This window comes from Exiguobacterium sp. s7 (genome assembly GCF_018618195.1).
GTDB classification, from domain to species: Bacteria; Bacillota; Bacilli; order Exiguobacteriales; family Exiguobacteriaceae; genus Exiguobacterium; species Exiguobacterium mexicanum_A.
The window spans coordinates 237383-260771 of sequence record NZ_JACSLO010000001.1; the positions used below are offsets into that span (position 1 = coordinate 237383).

Annotated in this window: 29 protein-coding genes; all 29 read left to right on the forward strand. The window is 53.1% G+C overall.

Annotated features, from left to right (window positions below; translation table 11 throughout):
- The first annotated feature begins 125 nt into the window (after positions 1 to 125).
- The 29 genes from KNP79_RS01215 to KNP79_RS01355 all read left to right on the forward strand — a co-directional run bounded on the left by KNP79_RS01215 (position 126) and on the right by KNP79_RS01355 (position 23375).
- The gene (locus KNP79_RS01215; RefSeq protein WP_052090099.1) at positions 126 to 1007 is read left to right on the forward strand and encodes a tyrosine-type recombinase/integrase; all 882 of its coding nucleotides are present in this window, start codon (positions 126 to 128) and stop codon (positions 1005 to 1007) included.
- Positions 1008 to 1018: 11 nt separating this feature from the next.
- Positions 1019 to 1567 carry an ATP-dependent protease subunit HslV gene (gene hslV, locus KNP79_RS01220; RefSeq protein ID WP_034777181.1) on the forward strand — a complete coding sequence of 183 codons (549 nt, stop codon included), beginning with the start codon at positions 1019 to 1021 and terminating at the stop codon, positions 1565 to 1567.
- Positions 1564 to 2934 (forward strand): ATP-dependent protease ATPase subunit HslU, encoded by a 1371-nt coding sequence (gene hslU, locus KNP79_RS01225; RefSeq protein ID WP_034777183.1) that lies wholly within the window; start codon positions 1564 to 1566, stop codon positions 2932 to 2934. Before hslV ends, hslU begins: the two co-directional genes overlap by 4 nt.
- A 37-nt stretch (positions 2935 to 2971) precedes the next feature.
- Positions 2972 to 3751 (forward strand): GTP-sensing pleiotropic transcriptional regulator CodY, encoded by a 780-nt coding sequence (gene codY / locus KNP79_RS01230; RefSeq protein ID WP_016508279.1) that lies wholly within the window; start codon positions 2972 to 2974, stop codon positions 3749 to 3751.
- A gap of 274 nt (positions 3752 to 4025) precedes the next feature.
- On the forward strand, positions 4026 to 4394 hold the full coding sequence (gene flgB, locus KNP79_RS01235; protein WP_034777185.1) for a flagellar basal body rod protein FlgB: 369 nt from the start codon (positions 4026 to 4028) through the stop codon (positions 4392 to 4394).
- Between the two features lie 2 nt (positions 4395 to 4396).
- A complete protein-coding gene (gene flgC / locus KNP79_RS01240; protein ID WP_034777187.1) occupies positions 4397 to 4825 on the forward strand; it encodes a flagellar basal body rod protein FlgC in 429 nt (142 codons plus the stop codon).
- Positions 4826 to 4838: 13 nt separating this feature from the next.
- Entirely contained in the window at positions 4839 to 5123 is a 285-nt protein-coding gene (gene fliE, locus KNP79_RS01245; RefSeq protein ID WP_034777189.1) for a flagellar hook-basal body complex protein FliE, read from the forward strand.
- A 21-nt stretch (positions 5124 to 5144) separates the two neighbouring features.
- Positions 5145 to 6713, forward strand: a complete 1569-nt coding sequence (gene fliF / locus KNP79_RS01250; protein WP_215190897.1) for a flagellar basal-body MS-ring/collar protein FliF — start codon at positions 5145 to 5147, stop codon at positions 6711 to 6713.
- A gap of 5 nt (positions 6714 to 6718) precedes the next feature.
- On the forward strand, positions 6719 to 7726 hold the full coding sequence (gene fliG / locus KNP79_RS01255; protein WP_034777193.1) for a flagellar motor switch protein FliG: 1008 nt from the start codon (positions 6719 to 6721) through the stop codon (positions 7724 to 7726).
- Positions 7710 to 8432 carry a FliH/SctL family protein gene (locus KNP79_RS01260; RefSeq protein WP_215190898.1) on the forward strand — a complete coding sequence of 241 codons (723 nt, stop codon included), beginning with the start codon at positions 7710 to 7712 and terminating at the stop codon, positions 8430 to 8432. Before fliG ends, KNP79_RS01260 begins: the two co-directional genes overlap by 17 nt.
- Positions 8419 to 9738, forward strand: coding sequence for a flagellar protein export ATPase FliI (gene fliI, locus KNP79_RS01265; RefSeq protein ID WP_215190899.1), 1320 nt, complete (start codon positions 8419 to 8421; stop codon positions 9736 to 9738). Before KNP79_RS01260 ends, fliI begins: the two co-directional genes overlap by 14 nt.
- Positions 9735 to 10169 carry a flagellar FliJ family protein gene (locus KNP79_RS01270; protein ID WP_034777199.1) on the forward strand — a complete coding sequence of 145 codons (435 nt, stop codon included), beginning with the start codon at positions 9735 to 9737 and terminating at the stop codon, positions 10167 to 10169. The genes fliI and KNP79_RS01270 overlap by 4 nt, the downstream gene beginning before the upstream one ends.
- 4 nt (positions 10170 to 10173) lie before the next feature.
- Positions 10174 to 10734 carry a MotE family protein gene (locus tag KNP79_RS01275; RefSeq protein ID WP_138859603.1) on the forward strand — a complete coding sequence of 187 codons (561 nt, stop codon included), beginning with the start codon at positions 10174 to 10176 and terminating at the stop codon, positions 10732 to 10734.
- A 20-nt stretch (positions 10735 to 10754) separates the two neighbouring features.
- Positions 10755 to 11807, forward strand: a complete 1053-nt coding sequence (locus KNP79_RS01280) for a flagellar hook-length control protein FliK (protein ID WP_251128429.1) — start codon at positions 10755 to 10757, stop codon at positions 11805 to 11807.
- Positions 11779 to 12210: a flagellar hook capping FlgD N-terminal domain-containing protein gene (locus KNP79_RS01285; RefSeq protein ID WP_215190900.1), complete on the forward strand. Its 432-nt coding sequence runs from the start codon at positions 11779 to 11781 to the stop codon at positions 12208 to 12210. Before KNP79_RS01280 ends, KNP79_RS01285 begins: the two co-directional genes overlap by 29 nt.
- A gap of 11 nt (positions 12211 to 12221) precedes the next feature.
- On the forward strand, positions 12222 to 13013 hold the full coding sequence (flgG, locus tag KNP79_RS01290; protein ID WP_138859600.1) for a flagellar basal body rod protein FlgG: 792 nt from the start codon (positions 12222 to 12224) through the stop codon (positions 13011 to 13013).
- Positions 13013 to 13231: a flagellar FlbD family protein gene (locus KNP79_RS01295; RefSeq protein WP_034777209.1), complete on the forward strand. Its 219-nt coding sequence runs from the start codon at positions 13013 to 13015 to the stop codon at positions 13229 to 13231. Before flgG ends, KNP79_RS01295 begins: the two co-directional genes overlap by 1 nt.
- Positions 13224 to 13673: a flagellar basal body-associated FliL family protein gene (locus KNP79_RS01300; protein WP_034777211.1), complete on the forward strand. Its 450-nt coding sequence runs from the start codon at positions 13224 to 13226 to the stop codon at positions 13671 to 13673. The genes KNP79_RS01295 and KNP79_RS01300 overlap by 8 nt, the downstream gene beginning before the upstream one ends.
- Before the next feature lie 9 nt (positions 13674 to 13682).
- Complete coding sequence (gene fliM / locus KNP79_RS01305; protein WP_034777213.1) at positions 13683 to 14672, forward strand: flagellar motor switch protein FliM; 990 nt, start codon at positions 13683 to 13685, stop codon at positions 14670 to 14672.
- Entirely contained in the window at positions 14669 to 15775 is a 1107-nt protein-coding gene (fliY, locus tag KNP79_RS01310; protein WP_034777215.1) for a flagellar motor switch phosphatase FliY, read from the forward strand. Before fliM ends, fliY begins: the two co-directional genes overlap by 4 nt.
- A gap of 12 nt (positions 15776 to 15787) precedes the next feature.
- Positions 15788 to 16153 (forward strand): response regulator, encoded by a 366-nt coding sequence (locus KNP79_RS01315; RefSeq protein WP_021067131.1) that lies wholly within the window; start codon positions 15788 to 15790, stop codon positions 16151 to 16153.
- The gene (locus KNP79_RS01320) at positions 16150 to 16644 is read left to right on the forward strand and encodes a flagellar biosynthetic protein FliO (RefSeq protein ID WP_215190901.1); all 495 of its coding nucleotides are present in this window, start codon (positions 16150 to 16152) and stop codon (positions 16642 to 16644) included. The genes KNP79_RS01315 and KNP79_RS01320 overlap by 4 nt, the downstream gene beginning before the upstream one ends.
- Positions 16641 to 17306 carry a flagellar type III secretion system pore protein FliP gene (gene fliP, locus KNP79_RS01325; protein ID WP_034777218.1) on the forward strand — a complete coding sequence of 222 codons (666 nt, stop codon included), beginning with the start codon at positions 16641 to 16643 and terminating at the stop codon, positions 17304 to 17306. Before KNP79_RS01320 ends, fliP begins: the two co-directional genes overlap by 4 nt.
- Before the next feature lie 11 nt (positions 17307 to 17317).
- Positions 17318 to 17590, forward strand: coding sequence for a flagellar biosynthesis protein FliQ (gene fliQ, locus KNP79_RS01330; protein WP_034777219.1), 273 nt, complete (start codon positions 17318 to 17320; stop codon positions 17588 to 17590).
- On the forward strand, positions 17587 to 18357 hold the full coding sequence (fliR, locus tag KNP79_RS01335) for a flagellar biosynthetic protein FliR (RefSeq protein ID WP_034777220.1): 771 nt from the start codon (positions 17587 to 17589) through the stop codon (positions 18355 to 18357). Before fliQ ends, fliR begins: the two co-directional genes overlap by 4 nt.
- On the forward strand, positions 18354 to 19445 hold the full coding sequence (flhB, locus tag KNP79_RS01340) for a flagellar biosynthesis protein FlhB (RefSeq protein WP_034777221.1): 1092 nt from the start codon (positions 18354 to 18356) through the stop codon (positions 19443 to 19445). The genes fliR and flhB overlap by 4 nt, the downstream gene beginning before the upstream one ends.
- Positions 19446 to 19503: 58 nt before the next feature.
- Entirely contained in the window at positions 19504 to 21477 is a 1974-nt protein-coding gene (gene flhA / locus KNP79_RS01345) for a flagellar biosynthesis protein FlhA (protein WP_251126271.1), read from the forward strand.
- On the forward strand, positions 21478 to 22557 hold the full coding sequence (locus KNP79_RS01350) for a flagellar biosynthesis protein FlhF (RefSeq protein WP_215190902.1): 1080 nt from the start codon (positions 21478 to 21480) through the stop codon (positions 22555 to 22557). It begins immediately after the preceding gene.
- Entirely contained in the window at positions 22536 to 23375 is an 840-nt protein-coding gene (locus KNP79_RS01355; protein WP_034777227.1) for a MinD/ParA family protein, read from the forward strand. The genes KNP79_RS01350 and KNP79_RS01355 overlap by 22 nt, the downstream gene beginning before the upstream one ends.
- Positions 23376 to 23389: the final 14 nt, after the last annotated feature.

Here is a 23389-nt window from a genome sequence, read left to right on the forward strand (position 1 = left end):
ACAACACTTTGAAAATTTTCAGATTATTGAAGAGGTATCTATTGTCACCTCTGACTGTGTATGCTATGCTAATTTCGATTTGACGGGAACATGCGTTTTTAAGCTGAAAACGAGGAGGCGAGAGGATGAGATTCGTTGACGATCAACAATCGTTTTTGCGCTATTGCCAAGTCGAACGCCGACTGTCTCCTCATACAAAACGCTCTTACGAGCAGACGCTCGACCAGTACGCCGTTTATTGCCAATCGACACATCAAGATCCTTATGATGTGCAGTCGGCGCGGCGTTATTTATATGCTCTTTATGAGGCAGACACCGCCACGACGACGGTCGCCCAAAAAGTATCGTGTCTCAAACAATTCGGGAAATTTGTGGCACGTGAAACGGGCGGTGAACCGTTGTTTCATGGTTTGACGTCACCGAAACGGCGAAAGTCGTTACCGACGTTCGCCGTGCCGAGCGAGGTCGAACAGCTTTTGAAGGCAGCCGAAGGGCAAGACGACCCATTCCTACGGGCACGTGATGTCGCGATCGTCGAGATGTTGTACGGGACAGGCATGCGTGTCGCCGAGTTGTGCGGCATGGACGTGTCGTCCTACGATGCGGGCCTCGCGTTCGTCCATGTCGTCGGGAAAGGGAAGAAAGAACGTTACATCCCAATCGGGCAGTTCGCCATCGAGGCGCTCGACCGTTACTTAGACATGCGGCAAACGTGCGCGACGACTCAGGAAACGGCATTATTTCTCAGTCAAAAAGGGAATCGGGTGACAACGGACCAAATTCGCTACGTCATGAAGCGACTCCGGAAGCTGGGAGGCCTTCACAAGCCGTTGACGCCACACTCACTCCGTCACAGTTTTGCGACGGACCTGCTCGAGCGCGGGGCGGACCTTCGCGCCGTCCAGGAACTGCTCGGACACGAGTCGCTCTCCACGACCGGACGTTATACCCACGTCTCGACCGAGCGTCTGCGAGCGGTCTATCAAGCTACACATCCGAGAAAGTAGGAGGTCATCAGATGTTTCATGCAACCACGATTTTCGCGGTCCACCATAACGGACACGGCGCGATGAGCGGAGACGGACAAGTCACGTTCGGGAACGCCGTCATCATGAAAAACAAGGCCAAAAAAGTACGACGTCTTTATGGCGGCAAAGTCGTCGCCGGATTCGCCGGCAGCGTCGCCGACGCGTTCACCCTTTTCGAAAAGTTTGAATCGAAACTTGAGATGTATAACGGAAACTTGCCGCGTGCGGCCGTCGAGCTGGCCAAGGAGTGGCGTGGGGATAAGATGCTCCGCCAACTTGAGGCGTTGTTGATCGTCATGGACAGCGATCACTTATTGCTCGTGTCTGGGAACGGGGAAGTGATTGAACCGGACGACGGCATCTTGGCCATCGGTTCGGGCGGAAACTACGCCCTCGCCGCCGGACGTGCCCTCGTGCGGCATTCGCCGGAGAAAACAGCAGAAGACATAGCCCGTGCCGCTCTCGAGATTGCCGGGGAGCTGTGCGTCTACACGAACGACCAAGTCATCGTAGAAACGATCGGAGGCGATTCTGAATGAAACGTGAACTGACACCCCGCCAAATCGTAGCGGAGTTAGACCGCTTCGTCATCGGACAGAAAGATGCGAAGCGCGCGGTCGCGATCGCGCTCCGCAATCGCTATCGGCGTCAAAAACTGAGCGCCGACTTGCGCGATGAAGTGACACCGAAGAATATCTTGATGATCGGACCGACCGGTGTCGGGAAAACGGAGATTGCGCGACGGTTAGCCAAACTCGTCGGCGCACCGTTCGTCAAAGTCGAAGCGACGAAGTTCACGGAAGTCGGTTATGTCGGCCGTGACGTCGAGTCGATGGTCCGGGACCTCGTCGAAGATTCGGTCCGTCTCGTGAAGGAAGAGAAGAAAGAGGGCGTGAAAGAACAAGCCGAGGTCGCAGCGATCGAACGCATCCTCGACGCCCTGCAAGGGAAAGCCAAGGTCGAACCGACCGCATCCAATCCGTTTGAGGCGCTGTTCGGGGGTCAAGGTCAAAAGACCGAGGAACCGACGAGCACACAGTCATCCGATCGCGCGCAACTGCGCCGCTTGCTTGAACTCGGTGAGCTCGAAGAACGGTTGATTGAGGTCAACCTCGAAGAAAAACAGACCGTCGACTTGTTCCAAGGACAAGGCATGGAAGGGTTATCGAATCTCCAAGACATGCTCGGTCAAATCGTGCCGAAAAAACGGAAAAAGCGCAAACTGCCAGTCCGTGAAGCACGACCGCTCATCATCGCTGAAGAAGCGGAGAACTTGCTCGACATGAACGAGGTTCATGACGAGGCCGTCCGCCGCAGTGAACAGATGGGGATCATCTTCGTCGATGAGATCGACAAGATTGCGACGAAGTCGCAAGATCACGCCGGTGTCTCGCGGGAAGGGGTCCAACGTGACATTCTCCCAATCGTCGAAGGGTCGACCGTCGTGACGAAGTATGGCCCGGTCAAGACGGACCACGTGCTGTTTATCGCCGCCGGCGCATTCCATATGGCCAAACCGTCCGATTTGATTCCTGAACTTCAAGGTCGGTTCCCGATTCGCGTCGAATTGGGCAGCTTGACCGAAGAAGACTTCGTCAAGATCTTGACCGAGCCGTCCCAGGCACTCATCAAGCAGTACACCGCTCTTCTCGAGTCTGAGGAGATCAGTGTCGAGTTCACGCATTCGGCCATCGAAGAGATTGCTCGTATCGCCACGCACGTCAACCGAGAGACGGACGACATCGGTGCCCGCCGCTTGTACACGATCATGGAGCGCGTGCTTGAGGACTTGTCGTTCGAGGCGGCCGATATGCCGCAGACACACGTTCAAATCACACCGGCTTATGTGAAAGAAAAAGTCGGATCGATCGCGGAAGATCGAGACTTGAGCCAATTTATACTATAAGATTCTGTATGCACATACAGGGAGGAAAATAAGAATTATGAACTTACTAGACAAAACACGCCAATTGAACACGATGCTTCAACAAGAGGCAAGCGCACACGTTGATTTTAAAGAAATGGCGGACAAAATGCGCGAAGTACTCGAAGCGAATACGTTCATCGTGAGCCGTCGCGGCCGCTTGCTCGGTTTCGCGATCAAACAACAGATCGAGAACGAACGGATGAAGGCGTTTTTAGTCGACCGCCAATTCCCGGAGCCTTATGCCTCGAACTTGTTCAACGTGAAGGAGACGACAGAAAACATCGGCATCGACAGTGAATATACAGCCTTCCCGGTCGAGAACCGTGAACTGTTCCTCGACTCGATGACGACGATCGTCCCAATCATCGGAGGCGGCGAACGTCTCGGGACACTCGTACTCGGTCGTCTCAACAATGAGTTCACGGAAGACGACCTCGTCTTGGCAGAATATAGCGCGACGGTCGTCGGAATGGAGATTCTGCGTGAGAAAGCGGCTGAAGCCGAGGCGTCGGCCCGTAAGAAGGCGGTCGTTCAAATGGCGATCAACTCGCTCTCTTATTCAGAGCTCGAAGCGATCGAACATATCTTCGAGGAGCTCGGTGGAAACGAAGGGCTGTTAGTTGCTTCCAAAATTGCCGATAGAGTGGGAATCACACGTTCGGTCATCGTCAATGCGCTCCGCAAATTGGAAAGCGCAGGCGTCATCGAATCACGTTCGCTTGGTATGAAAGGAACGTATATTAAGATACTAAATGACAACTTCTTGTTCGAATTACAAAAGTTGAAATCGAATTGAAATAAAGACAATTCAGTATATGAATTATAGGAAAGTCTATTGAATTAGGACTTTCGACTTATAAAGTCGCTTCCGATACGTCGGGGGCGACTTTTTTTAGTGCAAAAGTAATTATTTTCAGAATTCGTCGTAAATTCGACAAAAACAGAAGATAGCATTTACCTGTTTTAACAAAAATATCTTTCAACACTGTTACAGATTTGTTTCAATGTAATAGTAGATTTTCCAAATAAGGTATATACATGCATTCTTTTGGTGAAAGTGAGTGAAACGCATGAATTGGATCGGCACCGACTATCAATTAATGAAGCAAGCGATCAATCATTCGGTCGTAAATCAGAAGGTCATCAGCCATAACCTGTCAAATATCGATACCCCGAACTTCCGGGCGAAACAAGCCGTGTTCGAACAGACGTTGAACAACGAGATGCGTCTCAAATTAGCGGGTGGACGTCCGAGCGAACGAGCGGCAACGACGATCACGGACCGGGCCGGAGGAGCGATGCGAAGTGACGGGAACAACGTCGACCTCGACTATGAAATGAGCGAGTTGGCCCGGAACCAACTTCAATACGAAGCGATGATGGAACAATTGAACCGCCGGCTCGGCGGACTCAAGACCGTCATTAGAGGAGGACGTTAACGATGGGGATGTTTGATAGTTTTCATATCTCGGCGACGGCATTGACGTCACAGCGGCTTCGGATGGACACGGTATCCGCAAACATCGCGAACGCCCAGACGACACGAGGCAAACTCGTCGACGGAGAGTGGCAACCGTATACGCGGAAAATGACCGTCTTGCAGGAAGCACCGTTTCGACAACAGTTGTCCGCCGTCAGCGGCGGCGTCGAAGTATCACAAATCGTGGAAGATGAAAGCCCGTACAAGCTCGTCTATGACCCGAGCCATCCAGATTCGGATGACCGCGGCTACGTTCAAATGCCGAACGTCGACTTGTTGAAAGAAATGGTCGATTTGATGGGGGCCACCCGGTCATACGAGGCAAACATTGCTGCAATGAACGCCACGAAAGCGATGCTCGTCAAAGCGATGGAAATCGGTAAAGGATAAGGAGTGACAAACGATGCAAATTAACCCGATACAGTTGATCGGTACACAACCGACCGTCACGCCGACGGTAAAAGAGACACCGTCTCAGTTCGGTACGTATTTGAACGAGGCGATGCGCTCGTTGAACGATGTCCAACAAGCGACGAGTTCAGCCCGGGCCGACCTTGCTGTCGGCAAAGCAGATTTACATCAAGTCATGATTCAAAGTGAAGAGTCGTCGATTGCGATGCAACTCGCCATTGAGGTGCGAAACAAAGCGGTCGAGGCCTATCAAGAAATGATGCGAATGCAAGTTTAATGTAGAGGATGACGAGTTGCGATGAATGAAAAGTTAAAAGAACGATTCGGTTCACTGACCGGTTCCCTTCAAACGATGAAGACGAACCGTAAAATCTTTTGGGGCCTCGTCATCGCCGGCGTACTTCTCGTCGCGGTGGTCTTGACCGTCTGGCTGTCGCGCCCGAACATGGCTCCGCTTTATACGAACCTGTCCGCCCAAGAAGCGGGCGAGGTGACGGAGAAGCTGACGGCTGACGGTGTGAAAGCCGAAATTAAAGCGACATCGAACGGCGTGAGTGTATACGTACCGAGCGAACAGGTCGATCAATTGAAAGTCAGCCTCGCGGCAGCGGGCATCCCGAAGTCAGGCGCAATCGACTACAGTTTCTTCAGTGAAAATGCCGGTTTCGGAACGACCGACCGCGAGATGGCCGTCATCGAACGGAGTGCGATGCAGACCGAGCTCGAGCGGTTGATCACACAGATCGAAGGGATCAACCAAGCGAAAGTCATCATCTCGATTCCTGAGAAATCGGTCTTCTTGGCGGAAGACCAGGGCGAGCCGACGGCGTCGATTGTCTTAAATTTAGGAGCAGGTACGAATCTTGAACCGGCGACGGTCAAAGGGCTCTACCATTTGATTAGTAAGAGCGTACCGAACTTGAAACCAGAAAACATCTCGGTCATGGACCAATATTTTACGTATTACGATTTGGACCAAACGACGACGGCAGGAGGATCATCCACCGATCCGCTCGTCTTGAAGCGTCAAGTTGAGAAAGATGTCCGTCAACAGATTCAACAGATGCTTTCCGTCCTCTTAGGAGAGCGGAGCGTCCTCGTCTCGGTTACGGCCGATATCGACACGACGCAAGCGGCAGAAGAGCAGAACCTCGTGACACCTGTCAACGAGGACAGCATGGAAGGGATCGTCACATCGGCCGAACGAATCGCCGAAGCGTACACCGGCGGTACCGGCGCGGCGACCGCGGCGGGCACGGCCGAGAATGACACGGTCAATTTCCCGGCCGCCACCGGCACCGGGGAAGAAGAGAGCGAAAAGAATCATGAAATCATCAATTATGAAGTCAACCGCATCACGAAACAGATTCAAAACGCACCGTACTCGATCCGTGATCTCGGTGTTCAATTGATCGTCGAACCGCCGAACGGGGCGACGACGATTGACCCACAACTCGAAGGTGACCTCGAGACGATGATGTACTCGATTATCCGGACGTCACTCGCCAAGACCGGCGAGGCGCTCACAGAGGCGGAACTTGAACAGAAAGTCGTCGTCGTATCGCGTCCATTCGCTGAGACGGAAGAAGCGTCTGCGGTCGAACAACCTACCCAGTGGTGGATGTATGCGGCAGCAGCAGGGGCCGTCGTCTTGCTCGCGCTCTTGTTCTTCGCGATGCGTAAACGCAAACGTGAACCGATTGCCGAATCGAACGAATGGGAAGTCCCATATGAAGACGAAGTACCGGACCTTGACCTTGAAGAACGAGGCGAAGGGGCCGTCAAGAAGAAACAGTTGGAGAAATTGGCAGAGAGCAATCCTGAAGAGTTCGCCAAACTTCTCCGTACTTGGATGTCTGAGGAGTGAGTACTGTGAATTACGCAAAACAAGCGAACCGGGAAAAAGCGGCCATGCTCATGATCTCGCTTGGACCTGAGGTGGCTGCGAACGTCTACAAACATCTGTCGGAAGAAGAGATGGAGCAGTTGACGTTACAAATCTCGGCCTTGAAGAAAGTATCGTCCGAACAAAAAGAAGCGATCATGGGCGAGTTCCACGAACTCGCCATGGCACAAAGTTATATCACGCAAGGCGGGATCGGGTTTGCGAAAACGGTGCTCGAGAAAGCGGTCGGAGAAGAGAAAGCGATGGCCCTCATCCATAGGCTCACATCGACGCTCCAAGTTCGACCGTTCGAGTTTGCCCGTAAGGCCGACCCGAAGCAGTTGCTCAACTTCATCCAGAACGAGCATCCGCAGACGATCGCCTTGATCTTGGCGCATCTCGAACCGGTCAAGTCGGGACAAATCCTATCGGAACTCCCGCCTGAGATTCAATCGGAAGTCGCCAAGCGGATCGCGACGATGGATCGACTCAATCCGGACGTCATTCACGAGATTGAACAGATTCTCGAGAAAAACTTGTCCCAGACCGATATGCAAGACTACGCCCAGTCTGGCGGCATCGAAGCGGTCGTCGAAGTGCTCAACGGGGTCGATCGTACAACCGAGCGCACCATCCTCGATGCGCTTGAAATTGAAGACCCGGAACTGGCCGAGGAAATCAAAAAACGGATGTTCGTCTTCGAAGATATCGTCACGCTCGATTCACGTGCGATTCAACGAATCATCCGCGAAGTGGCAAACGACGACCTACTGCTTGCCCTCAAAGTCTCGTCCGAAGAAGTCAAACAGATCATCTTCAAAAACATGTCACAGCGAATGGTCGAAACGTTCAAAGAAGACATGGAATTCATGGGGCCTGTCCGGTTGCGTGACGTCGAAGAAGCGCAAAGCCGTATCGTCGGCATCATCCGTCGCTTAGAAGACGTCGGAGAGATCGTGATCAGCCGCGGCGGAGGAGATGACATCGTTGTCTAACGTGATTAAACGCTATTATGCGACACCGCTCGAACCGCAACGGATCGACTCGAAACCGTTTCTTGAGCCGGTATCGGTGGAGCATGACGACCAAGAAAATGAGCAGTTGGAACAAAAGCGTGAACAACTCCGTTTAGACGAAGAAGCGCTTCAGAGTCGCCGTGCCTCGATGGAACAGGAACTCGCGGTGCTGAGAGAGGAAGTGTTGACGTCAGCCCGACAAGAAGGGTTTGACGCAGGATTTGACCACGGCAGGCGGGAAGGCAAGGCGGAGTACGACGAGTTGACGACGCGGCTGAACACCGTCGGCGTCGAACTTGAACAACTGTTCGATACGAAGTGGCGGGACGCGGAGCGACAACTCGTCGCCCTCGCCCTCGAGGTCAGCGCCCGCGTCACAACAGAGCTTGTCCGGAAAGATGAGGCGCTGTTCGCCGACCGGATTCGAGAACAGTTGCTCCGTCAGCTCGACGCCGAGTCGTTGACGGTGTACGTCCATCCGACCCGTCTCGCTTCGATTCAACGTTTCGATTCGGAGTGGGCGACACCAGACGGTCCGCCTTTGAAATATCGGGCGGATGCCGGTTTGAGCGAGACGAGCGTCCGGATCGAGACACCTCACCACGGTGACGAACTCGATTTGACTTACAGCTTTGAACGCATCCAATCCAAAATCGAGGAGGTTTTGGCCGATGGCGCTTATTGACCACGCCCTTCAGTCGATCACGGCATCCGCCGAGGACGAATACGTCCGGAAAGTCGGCCGGGTCTGTCGAGTCGTCGGACTGATGATTGAATCGACGGGGCCGAGCGCTTTTATCGGAGAGCGCTGTCTGATCGAACTCCCGTCCGGCCAACATGTCGAGGCGGAAGTCGTGGGATTCAATGAGGCCCGCGTGCTCCTCATGCCTTACGGGGAGACGACCCAAATCGCTCCGGGCTGTATGGTCAAAGGGACGGGTCGGATGCTCCAAGTCCCGGTCGGTGACGAACTGATCGGACAAGTGCTCGATGGTCTCGGCCGTCCCTTGTCCGGTGAAGCAGTCACTCCGGGAAAACGCTACGATGTCCTTCGGAAGCCACCGAACCCGCTCGAGCGACCGCGGATTTTAGATGTCTTGTCGACCGGCGTCCGCGTCATCGACGGTCTGTTAACGGTCGGTAAAGGGCAACGGGTCGGGTTGTTCGCGGGTTCAGGAGTCGGGAAGTCGACTCTGCTCGGGATGATCGCCAAACGCTCATCGGCCGACATAAACGTCATCGCTTTAATCGGTGAACGTGGCCGTGAAGTGAAAGAGTTCATCGAGAAAGAGCTCGGACCAGAAGGGATGGCCCGCTCGGTCGTCATCGTGGCGACGAGCGACCAACCGCCTCTCGTCCGATTGAAAGGGGCTTATACGGCGACGGCCATCGCTGAATACTTCCGGGACCAAGGCAAGGAAGTCGTCCTCATGATGGACTCGGTGACCCGCTTTGCCATGGCGCAACGGGAAATCGGTCTTGCGACCGGTGAACCTCCGACGTCAAAAGGGTATACCCCATCCGTGTTCGCGATGTTGCCGCAACTGTTGGAACGAAGCGGTACCGCTGTGACGGGCTCGATCACCGCTTTTTACACCGTCCTTGTCGACGGGGATGATATGAATGAACCGATCGCAGACGCGGTGCGAGGCATACTGGACGGCCACTTCGTCATGGACCGTTCGCTCGCGAACCGTGGCCAGTTCCCCGCGATCCACGTCTTAAAGTCGATTAGCCGTGTCATGAACCAAATTGCGGGGCCGATGCACCGTGAGGCCGCCCAAACGTTCCGCGGCTGGTTGGCGACGTACTTGGACGCCGAGGACTTGATCAATATCGGGGCCTATAAAAAAGGGACGAACCCGGCAATCGATACGGCGATCGAGCAATACCCAGCGTTATTGACTTTTTTAAAGCAATCCATCGAAGAAGAGGCCCCGCTCGAGCAATCGCTCGAACGTTTGGCCAAGATCGTGCGAGGTGAACCATGAACAGACTATTGTTAGAACGCATCATGCCGATCGCGGAACATGAGAAAGAAGAGTCCGCGACGGAGATGAGACAACAGAAAGCACGGTTCGAGACGGAGATGGAGGCGCTCTATCGGCTCGTGTTGACGTACGAGTCGCTTATGAAGAGTCAAGATGAACAGGATGGCGTCATCGACCTGCTCATGTCGCAATATCGTGAGCAGACACGCGAACGGCTGAAACGTCAAATCGAGACGCAACAGCTCGTCGTCCAGCAGGCGCGCAATCGGTACCATCTGTCACAAGAGCGCTTGCTCGGAAAAGTCGTTGAGGAAAAGAAATATGTAACGCTGCATGAAAAAGTCAGTCAACATGAAGTGGCTGCGACGAAGCTCATCGAGCAACATTTCATCGATGAGCTGGCAGTGATTCATCACGGGAAAGGGAAGTAAACCGATGGAAAAAGACAACTCGAAGCGGGGAAGACAGCTACTGGTCGCGCTCGTTCTTGTCCCGGCCATCTTTCTACTCGTTGGAGGGATCGTCGTCATGAACTATGCGATGGACCGTCCGTTGTTATCGGTCCCGTTTCTAGAGATCGGTGCGAAACAAGAGCCGGAAGAAAAAGTGAAGACGGACGTGAACGTGACCGGAATCGACGCGGATACCGCGAATCGTTTGAAAGTGGCGAACGCCGAGATTGAGAAGCTTCGAGCGGACAATGTCGAGTTGACGAACGAAGTGAAGGCGCGCCAAGAGGAAGTATCGAAGTTGATCAAAGAGCGTGACCGGCTCGTCGCGGAATTGGCGACGGCAAGTGCGGCGGAAGAAGAAACCTCGGACGTCTCTCGCGTCTATGAAGAGATGTCCGCGAAACAAGCTGCTGCCATCATGAATGAACTCGAGAGCCCGCAAGTGGCCAACTTATTGAAAGAATTGTCACCGAAGCAACAAGCCGACATTTTAGGACGGATGGATGCCCAGCAGGCCGCCGTCGTGACCCAGTTGCTCCAATGACAGGAAAGGAGGACGTGATGATGAATATCGCCTTACTCGCCCAATCGCTACAAGGGACGACCCAAAAAGGCGGGGAAGCGGCTGCGACCCCGACCGGACAGTTTTTGGAGTTACTCTCGGCGATGCTCGGGACCTCGACGCCATCTACAGAGGTGGCGGTCGCCACGGAAGACGAGGAATCGCTTCCGCTCGAGAATGTATCGAACCGATTGGAGCAATGGCTCCAACAGCCCGACAGCCTGCAATGGTTGAAATCACTGCCGGCAGATGCTTACCGAAAGTTTATGGATGCTTATATTGGGATTTTAAATCAAGTCGCCCCGGATCAGTCAGCGGCAACTCTTGAGACGACATCGGCCGTGACGCCCGCACTCCTCGCTGGACAAATGGCGGCGCCGACAATCTCGTTCACGCTGACGAAAAAGGAAACGGAAGCACTCGTTACACCCGTGCCGACCGATCAAGTGGAAGAGAACGTGCGCATCATCCAACAAGTCGTTGCGCAGTTTAAAGGGACGCTCGGACAGACCCCTAAATCTATACCCGGACTTACTCAAACCGAAACACAAGTTGCGCAATTGCAACCCTCGGTAAAAGAGACCGAATGGATGCCCAAAGGGATGACCTGGTCGAAACCGCAAATTGATTCGGAAATGGTGATGTATGCCTCGAAAGGTTCACTGCCGGAGAATTTGCAGGCTCGAATCGAAGCCGCTTTGCAACGTGCACCGTTCAAGAGCGGAGCCGACGGATCCAAAGTGTTCACGGTCCGCCTCTATCCTGAACAGTTAGGCGAGCTCGTCGTCAAACTCGAACGTCAAAATGGGGAACTCGTCGTCAAACTGTTTGCGAGCAACCAAGAAGCGAAGCAGTTGCTTCAGTCACAGGTCCAACAGTTGCAACAGACGCTTCAACCGCTGACGCAAAACGTCCGTGTCGAGATCAACTTGACCCAACAGGCGCTCGAGACGAAAGGATCCGGATTCAACGAGTTCGACCAGCCGGAACCGGAACAGCAGGAACAACCGAAAGGAGAACCAGAAGATGACGACCATCCAGCCGAAGACGAGTGACTATACGTTACCGGATCAATCGATGCCGAAAGCAACGAACCAATATGATCAAAGCATGTTCTTGAAGCTGTTGCTCGCGCAACTCGCCAACCAAGACCCGATGTCACCGATGGAAGACCGTGAGTTCATCTCCCAGATGGCCCAGTTCTCTTCTCTCGAACAGATGCAGACGATTTCGAAACAACTCGATTCGGCCCTTGTCGATCGGCAAATGGCTTCGATTTCGGAGTTCAGCAATATGATCGGGCAAACGGTCGCTTATACAAACGAAACGGAAACCGAGACGATTAAAGGCTCGGGTCGTGTCCTCTCGATTTCGAAGACCGAAGCCGGCTATGTCGCCGACCTTGAGGACGGGACGTCCATCAACGTGTATAACATCACTTCCATCAAACAAGCATAGGAGGATTCATCATGTTAAGAGCAATGTACTCAGGAATCAGTGGTTTAAAGAACTTCCAATCCAAGCTTGACGTCGTCGGGAACAACATCGCCAACGTCAACACGTTCGGCTATAAAAAAGGTCGGGTCACGTTCAAGGACCTCGTCAGTCAGCAAGTCGGTAGTGCGACCGCGGCGAACGGAGTCAGCGGCGGGGTCAACCCGAAAGAAGTCGGTCTCGGGGGCACGATGGCGACCGTCGACAACGTCTATAACCAAGGAGCCATGCAAAACTCAGGGCGAGCACTTGACGTCGGGATCTCAGGAGAAGGATTCTTCGCCTTGGATGTGAACGGTCAAACGCAATACACGCGGGCCGGTAACTTCTATACAGATAACACGGGCGACCTCGTCAATGGAGATGGAGCCTACGTCCTCAGTACGACGGGTGACCGCCTCAACATCCCAGCCGGTGCGAAATCACTCTCGATTGGTAAAGACGGACAAGTCAGCTATGTGAACAATGCCGGGGAATCGACGGTCGTCGGTCAAATCCAAGTCGTCACGTTCGCCAACAATGCCGGACTCTCGAAAGTCGGAGCAAACAACTTCATTCAATCGCAAAACTCAGGTGAACCGAACATCGGCATCCCTGGACAAGATGGACGTGGAGAACTCGTCTCGGGCGCGCTCGAGATGTCGAACGTCGACTTGTCGGAAGAGTTCACAGAAATGATTGTCGCTCAACGTGGTTTCCAAGCGAACACTCGTATCATCACAACATCGGACGAGATCCTCCAAGAACTCGTCAACTTGAAACGCTGATGATTCGCGTCACGACACTCCGGGGTGAAGAACTCGTATTGAACGCCTTGTTCATCGAGACGGTCAAGGCCGAACCGGATACGATCATTCACTTGTATAACGGAAAAACGTATATCGTCAGCGAGACGAAACAACAAATCATCGACCGGACGACGGCATTTTATGCCTCGATCGGTCTGATTGGAACGACAGGCATACGAGGTGAAGAAGATGAGTGAAGAAAAACAAAAAGGTGGCGCCATGAAGATGGTGCTCATCTTGCTAGTCGTCCTGCTCGTCATGGGCGGGGCCGGATTCATGACTTATAAATATTTGTTCGGAGACAACGTGACGGCGAAAACGAAACCGGTCACCGCCGAAGAGTTGGCCGAACGTAGCTTCACGACAGACGACATGACAACGAACATTCAAGATGAGCGTTTCATCAACGTCCAGTTCACAATCGTGACCGATGCCGCTGAAACGAAAGAAGATCTCGAACTTCGCAAGTTTCAAGTGCATAACGTCATCCTTGGTGATTTGGCCGGCATGACGAAAGCCCAGTTGACGACGAAGGAAGACATGCAGAAATTTGAGCAGTCGCTCCGTAAACAATTAAACGGACTGTTGGAGTCAGGTGAGGTCCAGCGAGTCTATATGACGAAGAAAATCATACAGTGAGGTGGCATCATGGGAGAAGTCTTATCTCAACAAGAAATTGATGCCTTGCTATCGGCGTTAAGCAGTGGCGACGTCGAAGCCGACTCCTTTTTAAATCAAGAAGAAGAGCGGAAGGTTCGGCAATATGACTTTAAACGGGCGGTCCGCTTCTCGAAAGACCAAATCCGAAGTCTGACCCGAATCCATGAACATTTCACGCGCATGTTGACGACGTTCTTTTCGGCTCAGCTCCGGACGTACGTGCAGTTCACGGTCAATTCGGTCGAGCAGCTCCCGTACGATGAATTCATTCATTCCATCCCAAGTATGACGATGATCAACTTGATTGAGGCTCCGCCGCTCAACGGCCGCTTCATCATCGAGGTCAACCCGAACATCTCATATGCGATGCTCGACCGTCTGCTTGGTGGTCCAGGGGTCGAAATCGAAAAAGTCGAGAGCTTCACAGAAATCGAGATGCGCATCTTGACCCAGTTATATAAACGAGCGTTTGCCGGATACGGGGAGGCGTGGGAGTCGATTGCCGAGATTAAGTCAGAGATGACCGCGGTCGAGGTCAATCCGCAGTTTCTTCAACTCGTCTCGCCAAACGAGACGGTCGTCCTTATCTCGATCGGTGTCACCATCGGCGAAGTGAGCGGCACGATCAACGTCTGCTTGCCGTTCGTGACGATCGAGCCGGTGTTATCCAAACTGTCGAGCCATTACTGGATGCAGGAGGCCAACCGCCGCAATGCGAGCGGCAACAGCAAGGAACCGCTCAAAGCCCAATTGATGAACTCGACGGTTGAGGTCGTTTCTCTGCTCGGAGAGACGACGATCACGTTCGGTGACTTGTTACATTTAGAGGTCGGGGATTGTTTGACGCTCGACCAATTGGTGAAAGACCCATTATCCATCATGGTAGGGGAAAATAAAGTGTTCAAAGGGCAAGTCGGTGTGAGCGGGAAGCGGATGGCCGTCCAAGTGCTCCACCGGGTGAAGGAGGAAGAGCAATGAGTGAGATGTTGTCACAAGATGAAATAGACGCGTTATTACGAGGGACGAGCGACTCGTCAAAACCAGAGGCGAAGCCCGAAGAGCATCTTGACTCGATGGAGAGCGACGCCTTAGGAGAGATCGGGAATATCTCGTTCGGTAACTCGGCGACGGCACTATCGACGTTACTGCAACAAAAAGTAGAAATCACGACCCCAATCGTCAGTGAAGTCACAATCGATGCGCTCCGTGAGCGTTATCCAACACCGCACGTGGCGCTTCGCGTCGGTTACACAGAAGGTTTGAAAGGCGAAAACGTCCTCGTGTTGACACGTGAGGATGCGGCCATCATCTCGGATTTGATGCTTGGCGGGAACGGGATCGATGTCGATCCGGAAGGGTTGGACGAAATTCGACTCTCGGCCGTGCAAGAAGCGATGAACCAAATGATGGGGGCAGCGGCGACATCTTTGTCGACGGTGTTCTCAAAAAAAATTGACATTTCACCGCCGCTCGTCGAAGTGTTCGATGCGACGAAGACCCAAACGATCATCGATCGTCTCGAACTTTGGGAGACGATGGTGTTGATCGAGTTCAATTTGAAGGTCGGTACGTTGATCGACTCAAAAATCGTTCAAATCGCACCGATTCAATTCGGGAAACAGCTCGTCAATGAATTGATGACGGCCACATCCCCGCAGCCGGTCGTACCTGCTGCGGCCGCCCCGAAGCAAGAAGCACCAAAAGCACCGGCCGCACCGGCTCCCCAACAACCTGTACGTCAGGAAGTGAAGTCGGCACCGGAAGTCGCTGTCAGTCAAGCGGAATTCATGCCACTGCATGCGCCTGCGACGAACGATTCGATTCCAGCGAACCTCGGTCTGTTGTATGACGTGCCGCTCAGCGTGACGGTCGAGCTCGGGCGGACGAAACGTTCGGTCCGCGAAGTGCTTGAGTTGTCGCAAGGCTCGATCATCGAACTCGATAAACTTGCCGGTGAGCCGGTCGATATTTATGTGAACCAACAACGGATTGCCCGCGGCGAAGTCGTCGTCATCGAAGAGAACTTCGGGGTCCGTGTAACAGAAATTATCCAACCGCACGAGCGGATTGGCATCGTTTAAGGAGGAAGAACAATGAGTGCAAAAATTTTGGTGGTAGATGATGCGGCGTTCATGCGCATGATGATTAAGGATATCTTGACAAAGAATGGATTTGAAGTCGTAGGGGAAGCGGAGAACGGTGTGGATGCGGTCGCAAAATATCGTGAACTCATGCCGGACCTCGTCACGCTCGACATCACGATGCCAGAGATGGACGGTTTGGCCGCTTTGAAAGAAATTCGTGGCTTTGATTCAAACGCGAAAGTAATCATGTGTTCTGCGATGGGACAACAAGCGATGGTTATCGACGCAATTCAAGCTGGGGCGAAAGACTTCATCGTCAAGCCGTTCAATGCGGAACGGGTCGTCGAAGCGGTTTCGAAAACGGTCGCACAATGAACAAGTGGTGGTTGATTATCCTTCTCGTGGTCGGGCTAAGCGTCCCGGCCACGGTCGAGGCCGCCACCGTCGATCAACAGTTCGAGCAACAACAGCCAGACGCTGAAGACCAGCCGGTGAAATCGGCCATCTCATCGGTCGGGACAGCGATCAAGCTCATCTTGAGCATGGTCGTTGTCATCGGCGGTTTTCTCGTCCTCGTGCGTTGGTTGAACGCACGCACGCAAGGCGTCAAAACGGCACAGCATTTGACACATCTCGGCGGGGTACCGCTCGGCAAAGACCGATCGGTGCAACTCGTCAAGCTCGGCGAACAAGTTTACGTGCTCGGAGTCGGTGACTCGATTCAACTGCTTGATCGGGTCGATGCCGAAGCGATGGATGAAGCGGTCCACGACGCGCCAGCCTTGAACAACTCGAACACATCGGCTTTTCTCGACACGTTTAAACAGCAATTGGCCCAGATTGAAGAAGTGAGGAAGAAACGATGACGACGATTGAACAACTGATCAACTTAGAGACGCCAGACAGCACATCAACTTCGATCAAATTGTTAGTCGTGTTGACACTGCTCACGCTCGCGCCATCTTTCTTAATCTTGATGACTTGTTTCACGCGCGTCGTCGTCGTACTTTCCTTTATCCGTCCGGCGCTCGGTACGCAGCAAACACCGCCGAACCAACTGATTATCGGGCTCGCCCTGTTCATCACGTTGTTCGTCATGTCACCGGTGCTATCGGAGTTGAATGACAAGGCACTCTCGCCATACATGGACGACCGAATCAGTCAAGACGAGGCGTTCGAAGAAGCGGGGAATACGATGAAACGGTTCATGGCCCAATACACGCGCCAAGAAGATTTGCAATTATTCATTAAATATGGGAACTATGAGCAACCTGAGTCGGTCGAAGACGTCCCACTCCTCGCGATGGTCCCGGCCTATGCGATTAGTGAACTGAAAACGGCATTTCAAATCGGATTCATGATCTTCTTGCCGTTCTTAATTATCGATATGGTTGTGGCGAGTGTCCTCATGTCGATGGGGATGATGATGCTTCCACCGGTCATGATCGCCTTGCCGTTCAAACTGTTATTGTTTGTGTTGGTGGATGGATGGCACTTGATTGTGGAGTCCTTGCTTAGAAGTATGTAGGAGGAACGAATATGACGCAGGAAATGGTCATCTATTTGGCGACGGAGAGTGTGTGGACGTTATTAAAAATCTCGATGCCGCTCTTGTTGATTTCACTCGTCGTCGGTCTCGTCATTTCGATTTTACAGGCGACGACACAGATTCAAGAGCAGACGTTATCGTTCGTCCCAAAAATCGTCTCGGTGTTTATCGGGCTCGTCATCTTTGGGCCTTGGATGCTGCAACAGATTGAAGGGTTCACCCGATTGATTTTTGAACTGATGGTCGAGGTCGCCTCGAAATGAACGCGGTCGATTTTATCAGTCTATACGGTTTGACGTTCGCACGTCTGTCCGGTTTCTTCGTGAGCGTCCCGTTGTTTTCATCCCGACAGCTACCTGTCATGCATCGCGTCGCCTTCAGTGCTTTTTTAGCCTACTATGCGATGTTCACGGTGACGGAGCCGCTCGAGCTCGGGCAAGCCTATATCTTGCAAGTGTTATACGAAGTGCTGATCGGCTTGGTGCTCGGCATATTGATCAATATTTTGTTCTTTGCGCCCCAGATTGCGGGAGGGGTCATCGATTTGCAGCTCGGACTCGCGATGGCATCGGCGTATGACCCGATGTTCGGAGGCCAGTCGCCATTGATCGGACGTTTTTATTACATCTTCACATTGTTTATCATGCTGTCGAGCAATTTACATTTACTGCTGATTGATGGTATCTATTATAGCTTTCAAATATATCCACCGGGCCAGCCGATCATCAACTTTAGTGAAGCGTCGCTCATGATGGCCGTGAAGGTCGTCACGATGACGATGATGGTCGCTTTACAGCTCGCCTTTCCGCTCATGGCATCGCTCTTGCTTGTCGACATGGCGCTTGGGTTCTTGGCGAAATCGGCCCCGCAGTTCAATATTTTTGCAATCGGATTCTCATTCAAACTGATTGCTGGTTTCTCGGTCATGGTCGTCATGATGGGGTTGACCTTGAACGGCATCAGCCAGTTCATCCCGATTTTACAAGAAGTGTTACGTGATTTTATGACATTGCTAGGAGACGCCTCATGAAGCCTCTATATACCTTATCGGTCGATCTTCAATTTTTTGCAGGAGAAAAAACCGAAAAAGCGACCCCGCGTAAGCGGGAGGACTCGCGCAAGAAAGGACAAGTCGCCAAGTCGGCCGATTTGACCGGCGCGTTCGCCTTGTTCGCGATGTTTCTCATGTTATCGTTTTTAGGTCCGTATCTCGGCAAGCAACTGTTCGGGTTGACGAAAGATTTGCTCGGTACGAGTTACTTGTTGTTCGACTTATCGAATGGATTGTCCGGGATGCTTACCGACTTGTTGCTTCGTGTCGGTTTGATCGTGGGACCGTTCTTCGTCGTCGCGGTCGTGTTCGGGATTTTGATCAACTATCTTCAAATCGGGACGTTGTTCTCGGCAGAGGCGATCCAACCGAAACTCGAACGCATCGACCCGATCAAAGGGGTCAAGCGGATTATCAGTATGAAAGCGGTCGTCGAATTTTTAAAGTCCTTATTCAAATTATTGATTATCCTGACGACTGCTGTTGCCGTGCTCTGGCAAAACCAAAAAGAGCTGTCCCGGATGGCTGTCGAACATGTCCGTGAATCGGTTATCGCGCTCGCGAGCATCACGATCGAACTTGGACTATGGGTGAGCGTCGCCTTGCTCGCACTCGCGTTGCTCGACTTTTTCTATCAACGATTCGATTTTGAAAAATCGATTCGCATGTCGAAACAAGATGTGAAGGACGAGTATAAAAACAGTGAAGGTGACCCGCTTATCAAGTCAAAAATCAAACAACAACAACGGGAGATGGCGATGCGCCGCATGATGCAAGAGATTCCGAACGCGGACGTCGTCATCACGAACCCGACCCATTATGCCGTCGTCATTCGCTATGACGACACGAAAGACTTTGCGCCGCTCGTCGTCGCCAAAGGCGTCGACCAAGTCGCCTTCAACATCCGCGACGTGGCCAAAGAACATGACATCCCGATTGTGGAAAATAAACCGTTGGCCCGCGCACTTTACGCCCAAATGGATATCGGGGAAGTCGTTGACGAGTCGTTTTATCAGGCGATCGCTGAAGTGCTCGCGTTCGTCTATCAATTGAAACAACCGTCTTGAGGAGGAGTATGTGTTGGCTGTAAAAGCGAAAGATTTCGCGGTATTGATCGGCGTTCTTATGATCGTCGTCATGCTCGTCATCCCGTTACCGGGGTTCATATTAGATTTTTTAATCATTGTTAATATACTGATCGCCTTGCTGATTTTGCTCGTCGCGATGAACGCCCGCGAAGCACTCGACTTCTCAGTCTTTCCTTCGCTCTTGTTGATCGTGACGCTGTTCCGGCTCGGATTGAACGTGTCGACGACGCGGTCGATTCTTTCGACCGGGTACGGGGGAGAAGTTATTGCGACGTTCGGGAACTTCGTCGTCGGAGGAAACGTGCTCGTCGGGTTCGTCGTCTTCCTCATCCTCGTCATCATCCAATTCGTCGTCATCACGAAAGGGGCGGAACGCGTGTCGGAAGTATCGGCTCGCTTCACGCTCGACGCCATGCCTGGTAAACAGATGGCGATTGATGCCGACTTGAACTCAGGATTGATTGACGACAAGGACGCTCAAATCCGTCGAAAAAAAATTCAAAGTGAAGCCGACTTTTACGGATCGATGGACGGGGCCTCGAAGTTCGTCAAAGGGGACGCCATCGCCGGGATTATTATCGTCGTCATCAACTTGATTTTTGGAATCATCATCGGGACCGTCCAAATGGGCCTCCCGGTCGGTGAAGCGTTCCAGACGTTCTCACTCATGACGATCGGGGACGGGCTTGTCGGTCAAATCCCGGCGCTCCTCATCTCGACGGCGACCGGCATCATCGTCACGCGTGCCGTGTCGGATGGGAATTTAGGAGAAGACGTCGTCGACCAGCTCGGTCAAAATCCGACGCTCCTCTATATCGCCGGCTCGATTGTGATCATGCTCGGGTTTATCTCACCGAGTCTGCTCCCGGTGACGGTCATCATCGCCGGTGTCGCTTTCTATGGGGCGTATGCGATGCGCCGCAACATGAAACGTGTCATCGATACACCGCTACCGGAAGAAGAACCAATGGCACCGACGGAGACCGTCGTGTCACTGCTACAAATCGATGCCATCGAGTTCGAGTTCGGTTACGGACTCATCCCGCTCGCCGATGAGTCGCAGGGCGGCGACCTGCTTGACCGGGTCGTCATGATTCGTCGTCAGCTCGCGCTCGAACTCGGCTTCATCTTGCCGACGGTCCGAATCCGAGATCATTTGCAACTGTCTCCGAACGCGTACCGCATCAAAGTGAAAGGCAACGTCGTCGCTGAAGGGGAGCTGTTGCTCGATCATTACTTGGCGATGAGCCCTGGCATTGAAGACCCGGAAGTATACGGCATCGAAACGACGGAACCGGCGTTCGGCCTCCCGGCTCTCTGGATTGACGAAGAGACGCGGACCCGTGCTGAAATGAGCGGGTACACCGTCGTCGATCCGCCATCGGTCGTCGCGACGCATTTGACGGAGACGCTCAAGAAACATTCGGCAGACCTTCTCGGCCGTGAAGAGACGAAACAACTCGTCGAACACTTGAAAGAGACGCACCCGGTGCTCGTCGAAGACGTGACACCATCCGTCCTATCAATTGGCGACATTCAAAAAGTGCTCCGTCATCTATTGAAAGAACACGTCTCGATTCGCAATTTACCGCTCTTGTTCGAGACGATGGCCGATTATGGAAAAGTGACGAAAGATGCCGATATCCTCGGCGAATATTGCCGCCAAGGCCTGTCCCGTCAATTGACGGACCAAGTCAGCCCGCCGGACGGACCGCTCTACGTCGTCACACTCGGTGGCCAGACCGAACAGCTCATTCAAGACGCCGTTCAAAAAACCGAGTTCGGCAACTATTTGGCGCTCGACCCGGAACAGGCGCGCGAGATTATCGAACGCTCGGGTGAGCAACTGTCGATGTTCGAACGCTACGGGGCTTCGGCCGTCATTTTATGCTCGCCGACGATTCGTTTGTTCGTGAGACAACTGCTCGAACGATATTATCCGGACGTACCGGTTCTCGCCTACAACGAGCTGCTCAGCTCGATTGAAGTGAAAAGTATTGGGGTGATTTAAATGCAAATCAAAAAATATACCGGCAAGACGATGGCGGAAGCGATGGCGAAAGTCAAACAGGAGTTTGGTGACGACGCCGTGATTTTGAACTCCCGTCAAGTGAAAAAAGGCTGGCTCGGCCTGTTCGCATCGCAACACGTCGAGGTCATCGCCGCGCTCGAGAAAGCACCGCTCGCTGTCAAACCGCGTGCCGCGACGAAACCCGTCGCACCATCGAAGCCTGTGAAGGCTACGACGCGTCCACCGCAACAAACGAACGAATCAAGTCAGGCGGCGACCGTGTCGACGTCGAGACGGTTGCCCGCAGCGCTGGCGCATGTCGAATCACTGCTCGCCTCCGAGTCGTTCCGTGGTGAGACGTGGGACGAAGCGATCAACGAGCTGTATTACACGACAAAATCGGTGGAAGTCGTCGAACGCTACGTGCGTGATCAAATCCGGAGTTCCTTCTTGGCTGTCCCCGAACCGAAACGGTATATGATGCTCGTGGGTCCGACCGGGGTTGGCAAGACGACGACGCTCGCCAAACTTGCCGCTCACTACAAACTCGAGCATGGGCTCTCGGTCGGTCTCATCACGACGGACACGTACCGGATCGCGGCAATCGAACAATTGAAAACGTACGCCGAGATTTTAGACATCCCGGTCGAGGTCGCCTACGACTTCAATGACTTCAAACGAGCGAAACAACTGTTCGCACGGAAAGACATCATCTTGATTGATACGGCCGGTCGCAACTTCCGCGACGAGGCGTACGTCGAACAGTTCGAGCGACATCACGATTTCTCGGAAACGAGCTTGTCGCTCGTCCTCAGCTTGACGTCGAAGATGCGGGATATGGACATGATCTATCGCCAATTCGAACCGTTGCCGCTCCAGTCGCTCATCTTCACGAAAGCCGATGAGACGAGTGACATTCACGCGATGTATCGGATGGTTCGCGAGAGCGGACTGCCGGTCGCTTGGCTGACGGATGGACAAGAAGTGCCGGACGACCTTGTCGCCGGAGAGCCGGACCAATTGACGGATCGTTTACTTGAGAAAGAAGGGTGGACCCAATGGACCAAGCAAGACGTCTGAGGGCGAAAACGGAGACCGCACCGACGACAATCGCTTTTGCGAGCGGGAAAGGCGGGGTCGGTAAAACGAACGTCTGCGTCAATACGGCCATCGGTCTCGTCGAGCTCGGGAAACGTGTCTTGATCGTCGACCTCGACATCGGGATGGCAAACGTGCACATCTTATTGAACGCGTCGCGGTCACGAACGATGATGGATTCGGTAAAAGCGCGAATTCCGCTCGCCGCCTCGGTTCAGAAAGACGTGCATGGTGTCGATATATTACATGGGGGAAGTGGGCTCGACGAACTAGTCCAATTCTCACATGCAGATATGCAATTTTTTATGCGTGAACTCGAAGTGCTGACCGAATACGATTATGTGTTATTCGACATGGGGGCCGGTGCGACAGACACGTCGCTCCAGTTCATCGAGGGATGCGATGAGATGTTCCTTATCTTGACGCCTGAACCGACCTCGCTCATGGATGGATATGCCTATACGAAGCTCGTTCATCGTCAAAGTCCGGACTTACCGCTCGGTGTGATCGTCAATCGGGCCCAATCGGGTGAAGAAGCGCTGCAATGTTTTGAACGAATGGAAGTTGCATGTGAGCAGTTTTTAAAGAAATCGATTCGATTCCTCGGGTATTTACCAGATGACGCCACGGTCAGACGAGCGGTCATCGCCCAAGTCCCGTTTTACCATCTGGACCGGAAGAGTGACATCAGTTGGCGGCTTGAACGGATTTTAACAACATTGACCGGGACGCCACCGAAACCGCGTCATTTTATGGAACGCTTGATGGGGAACTTGAAACGTCAGTGGAACCGAGTCTAACGACAGGGAGGCAT

What these genes read in the sequence shown, in the direction of transcription:
- KNP79_RS01215 (WP_052090099.1), top strand. Translation starts at nt 126, where the DNA reads ATGAGATTCGTTGACGATCAACAATCGTTTTTGCGCTATTGCCAAGTC.
- hslV (WP_034777181.1), top strand. Translation starts at nt 1,019, where the DNA reads ATGTTTCATGCAACCACGATTTTCGCGGTCCACCATAACGGACACGGC.
- hslU (WP_034777183.1), top strand. Translation starts at nt 1,564, where the DNA reads ATGAAACGTGAACTGACACCCCGCCAAATCGTAGCGGAGTTAGACCGC.
- codY (WP_016508279.1), top strand. Translation starts at nt 2,972, where the DNA reads ATGAACTTACTAGACAAAACACGCCAATTGAACACGATGCTTCAACAA.
- flgB (WP_034777185.1), top strand. Translation starts at nt 4,026, where the DNA reads ATGAATTGGATCGGCACCGACTATCAATTAATGAAGCAAGCGATCAAT.
- flgC (WP_034777187.1), top strand. Translation starts at nt 4,397, where the DNA reads ATGGGGATGTTTGATAGTTTTCATATCTCGGCGACGGCATTGACGTCA.
- fliE (WP_034777189.1), top strand. Translation starts at nt 4,839, where the DNA reads ATGCAAATTAACCCGATACAGTTGATCGGTACACAACCGACCGTCACG.
- fliF (WP_215190897.1), top strand. Translation starts at nt 5,145, where the DNA reads ATGAATGAAAAGTTAAAAGAACGATTCGGTTCACTGACCGGTTCCCTT.
- KNP79_RS01260 (WP_215190898.1), top strand. Translation starts at nt 7,710, where the DNA reads ATGACATCGTTGTCTAACGTGATTAAACGCTATTATGCGACACCGCTC.
- fliI (WP_215190899.1), top strand. Translation starts at nt 8,419, where the DNA reads ATGGCGCTTATTGACCACGCCCTTCAGTCGATCACGGCATCCGCCGAG.
- KNP79_RS01270 (WP_034777199.1), top strand. Translation starts at nt 9,735, where the DNA reads ATGAACAGACTATTGTTAGAACGCATCATGCCGATCGCGGAACATGAG.
- KNP79_RS01275 (WP_138859603.1), top strand. Translation starts at nt 10,174, where the DNA reads ATGGAAAAAGACAACTCGAAGCGGGGAAGACAGCTACTGGTCGCGCTC.
- KNP79_RS01280 (WP_251128429.1), top strand. Translation starts at nt 10,755, where the DNA reads ATGAATATCGCCTTACTCGCCCAATCGCTACAAGGGACGACCCAAAAA.
- KNP79_RS01285 (WP_215190900.1), top strand. Translation starts at nt 11,779, where the DNA reads ATGACGACCATCCAGCCGAAGACGAGTGACTATACGTTACCGGATCAA.
- flgG (WP_138859600.1), top strand. Translation starts at nt 12,222, where the DNA reads ATGTTAAGAGCAATGTACTCAGGAATCAGTGGTTTAAAGAACTTCCAA.
- KNP79_RS01295 (WP_034777209.1), top strand. Translation starts at nt 13,013, where the DNA reads ATGATTCGCGTCACGACACTCCGGGGTGAAGAACTCGTATTGAACGCC.
- KNP79_RS01300 (WP_034777211.1), top strand. Translation starts at nt 13,224, where the DNA reads ATGAGTGAAGAAAAACAAAAAGGTGGCGCCATGAAGATGGTGCTCATC.
- fliM (WP_034777213.1), top strand. Translation starts at nt 13,683, where the DNA reads ATGGGAGAAGTCTTATCTCAACAAGAAATTGATGCCTTGCTATCGGCG.
- fliY (WP_034777215.1), top strand. Translation starts at nt 14,669, where the DNA reads ATGAGTGAGATGTTGTCACAAGATGAAATAGACGCGTTATTACGAGGG.
- KNP79_RS01315 (WP_021067131.1), top strand. Translation starts at nt 15,788, where the DNA reads ATGAGTGCAAAAATTTTGGTGGTAGATGATGCGGCGTTCATGCGCATG.
- KNP79_RS01320 (WP_215190901.1), top strand. Translation starts at nt 16,150, where the DNA reads ATGAACAAGTGGTGGTTGATTATCCTTCTCGTGGTCGGGCTAAGCGTC.
- fliP (WP_034777218.1), top strand. Translation starts at nt 16,641, where the DNA reads ATGACGACGATTGAACAACTGATCAACTTAGAGACGCCAGACAGCACA.
- fliQ (WP_034777219.1), top strand. Translation starts at nt 17,318, where the DNA reads ATGACGCAGGAAATGGTCATCTATTTGGCGACGGAGAGTGTGTGGACG.
- fliR (WP_034777220.1), top strand. Translation starts at nt 17,587, where the DNA reads ATGAACGCGGTCGATTTTATCAGTCTATACGGTTTGACGTTCGCACGT.
- flhB (WP_034777221.1), top strand. Translation starts at nt 18,354, where the DNA reads ATGAAGCCTCTATATACCTTATCGGTCGATCTTCAATTTTTTGCAGGA.
- flhA (WP_251126271.1), top strand. Translation starts at nt 19,504, where the DNA reads ATGATCGTCGTCATGCTCGTCATCCCGTTACCGGGGTTCATATTAGAT.
- KNP79_RS01350 (WP_215190902.1), top strand. Translation starts at nt 21,478, where the DNA reads ATGCAAATCAAAAAATATACCGGCAAGACGATGGCGGAAGCGATGGCG.
- KNP79_RS01355 (WP_034777227.1), top strand. Translation starts at nt 22,536, where the DNA reads ATGGACCAAGCAAGACGTCTGAGGGCGAAAACGGAGACCGCACCGACG.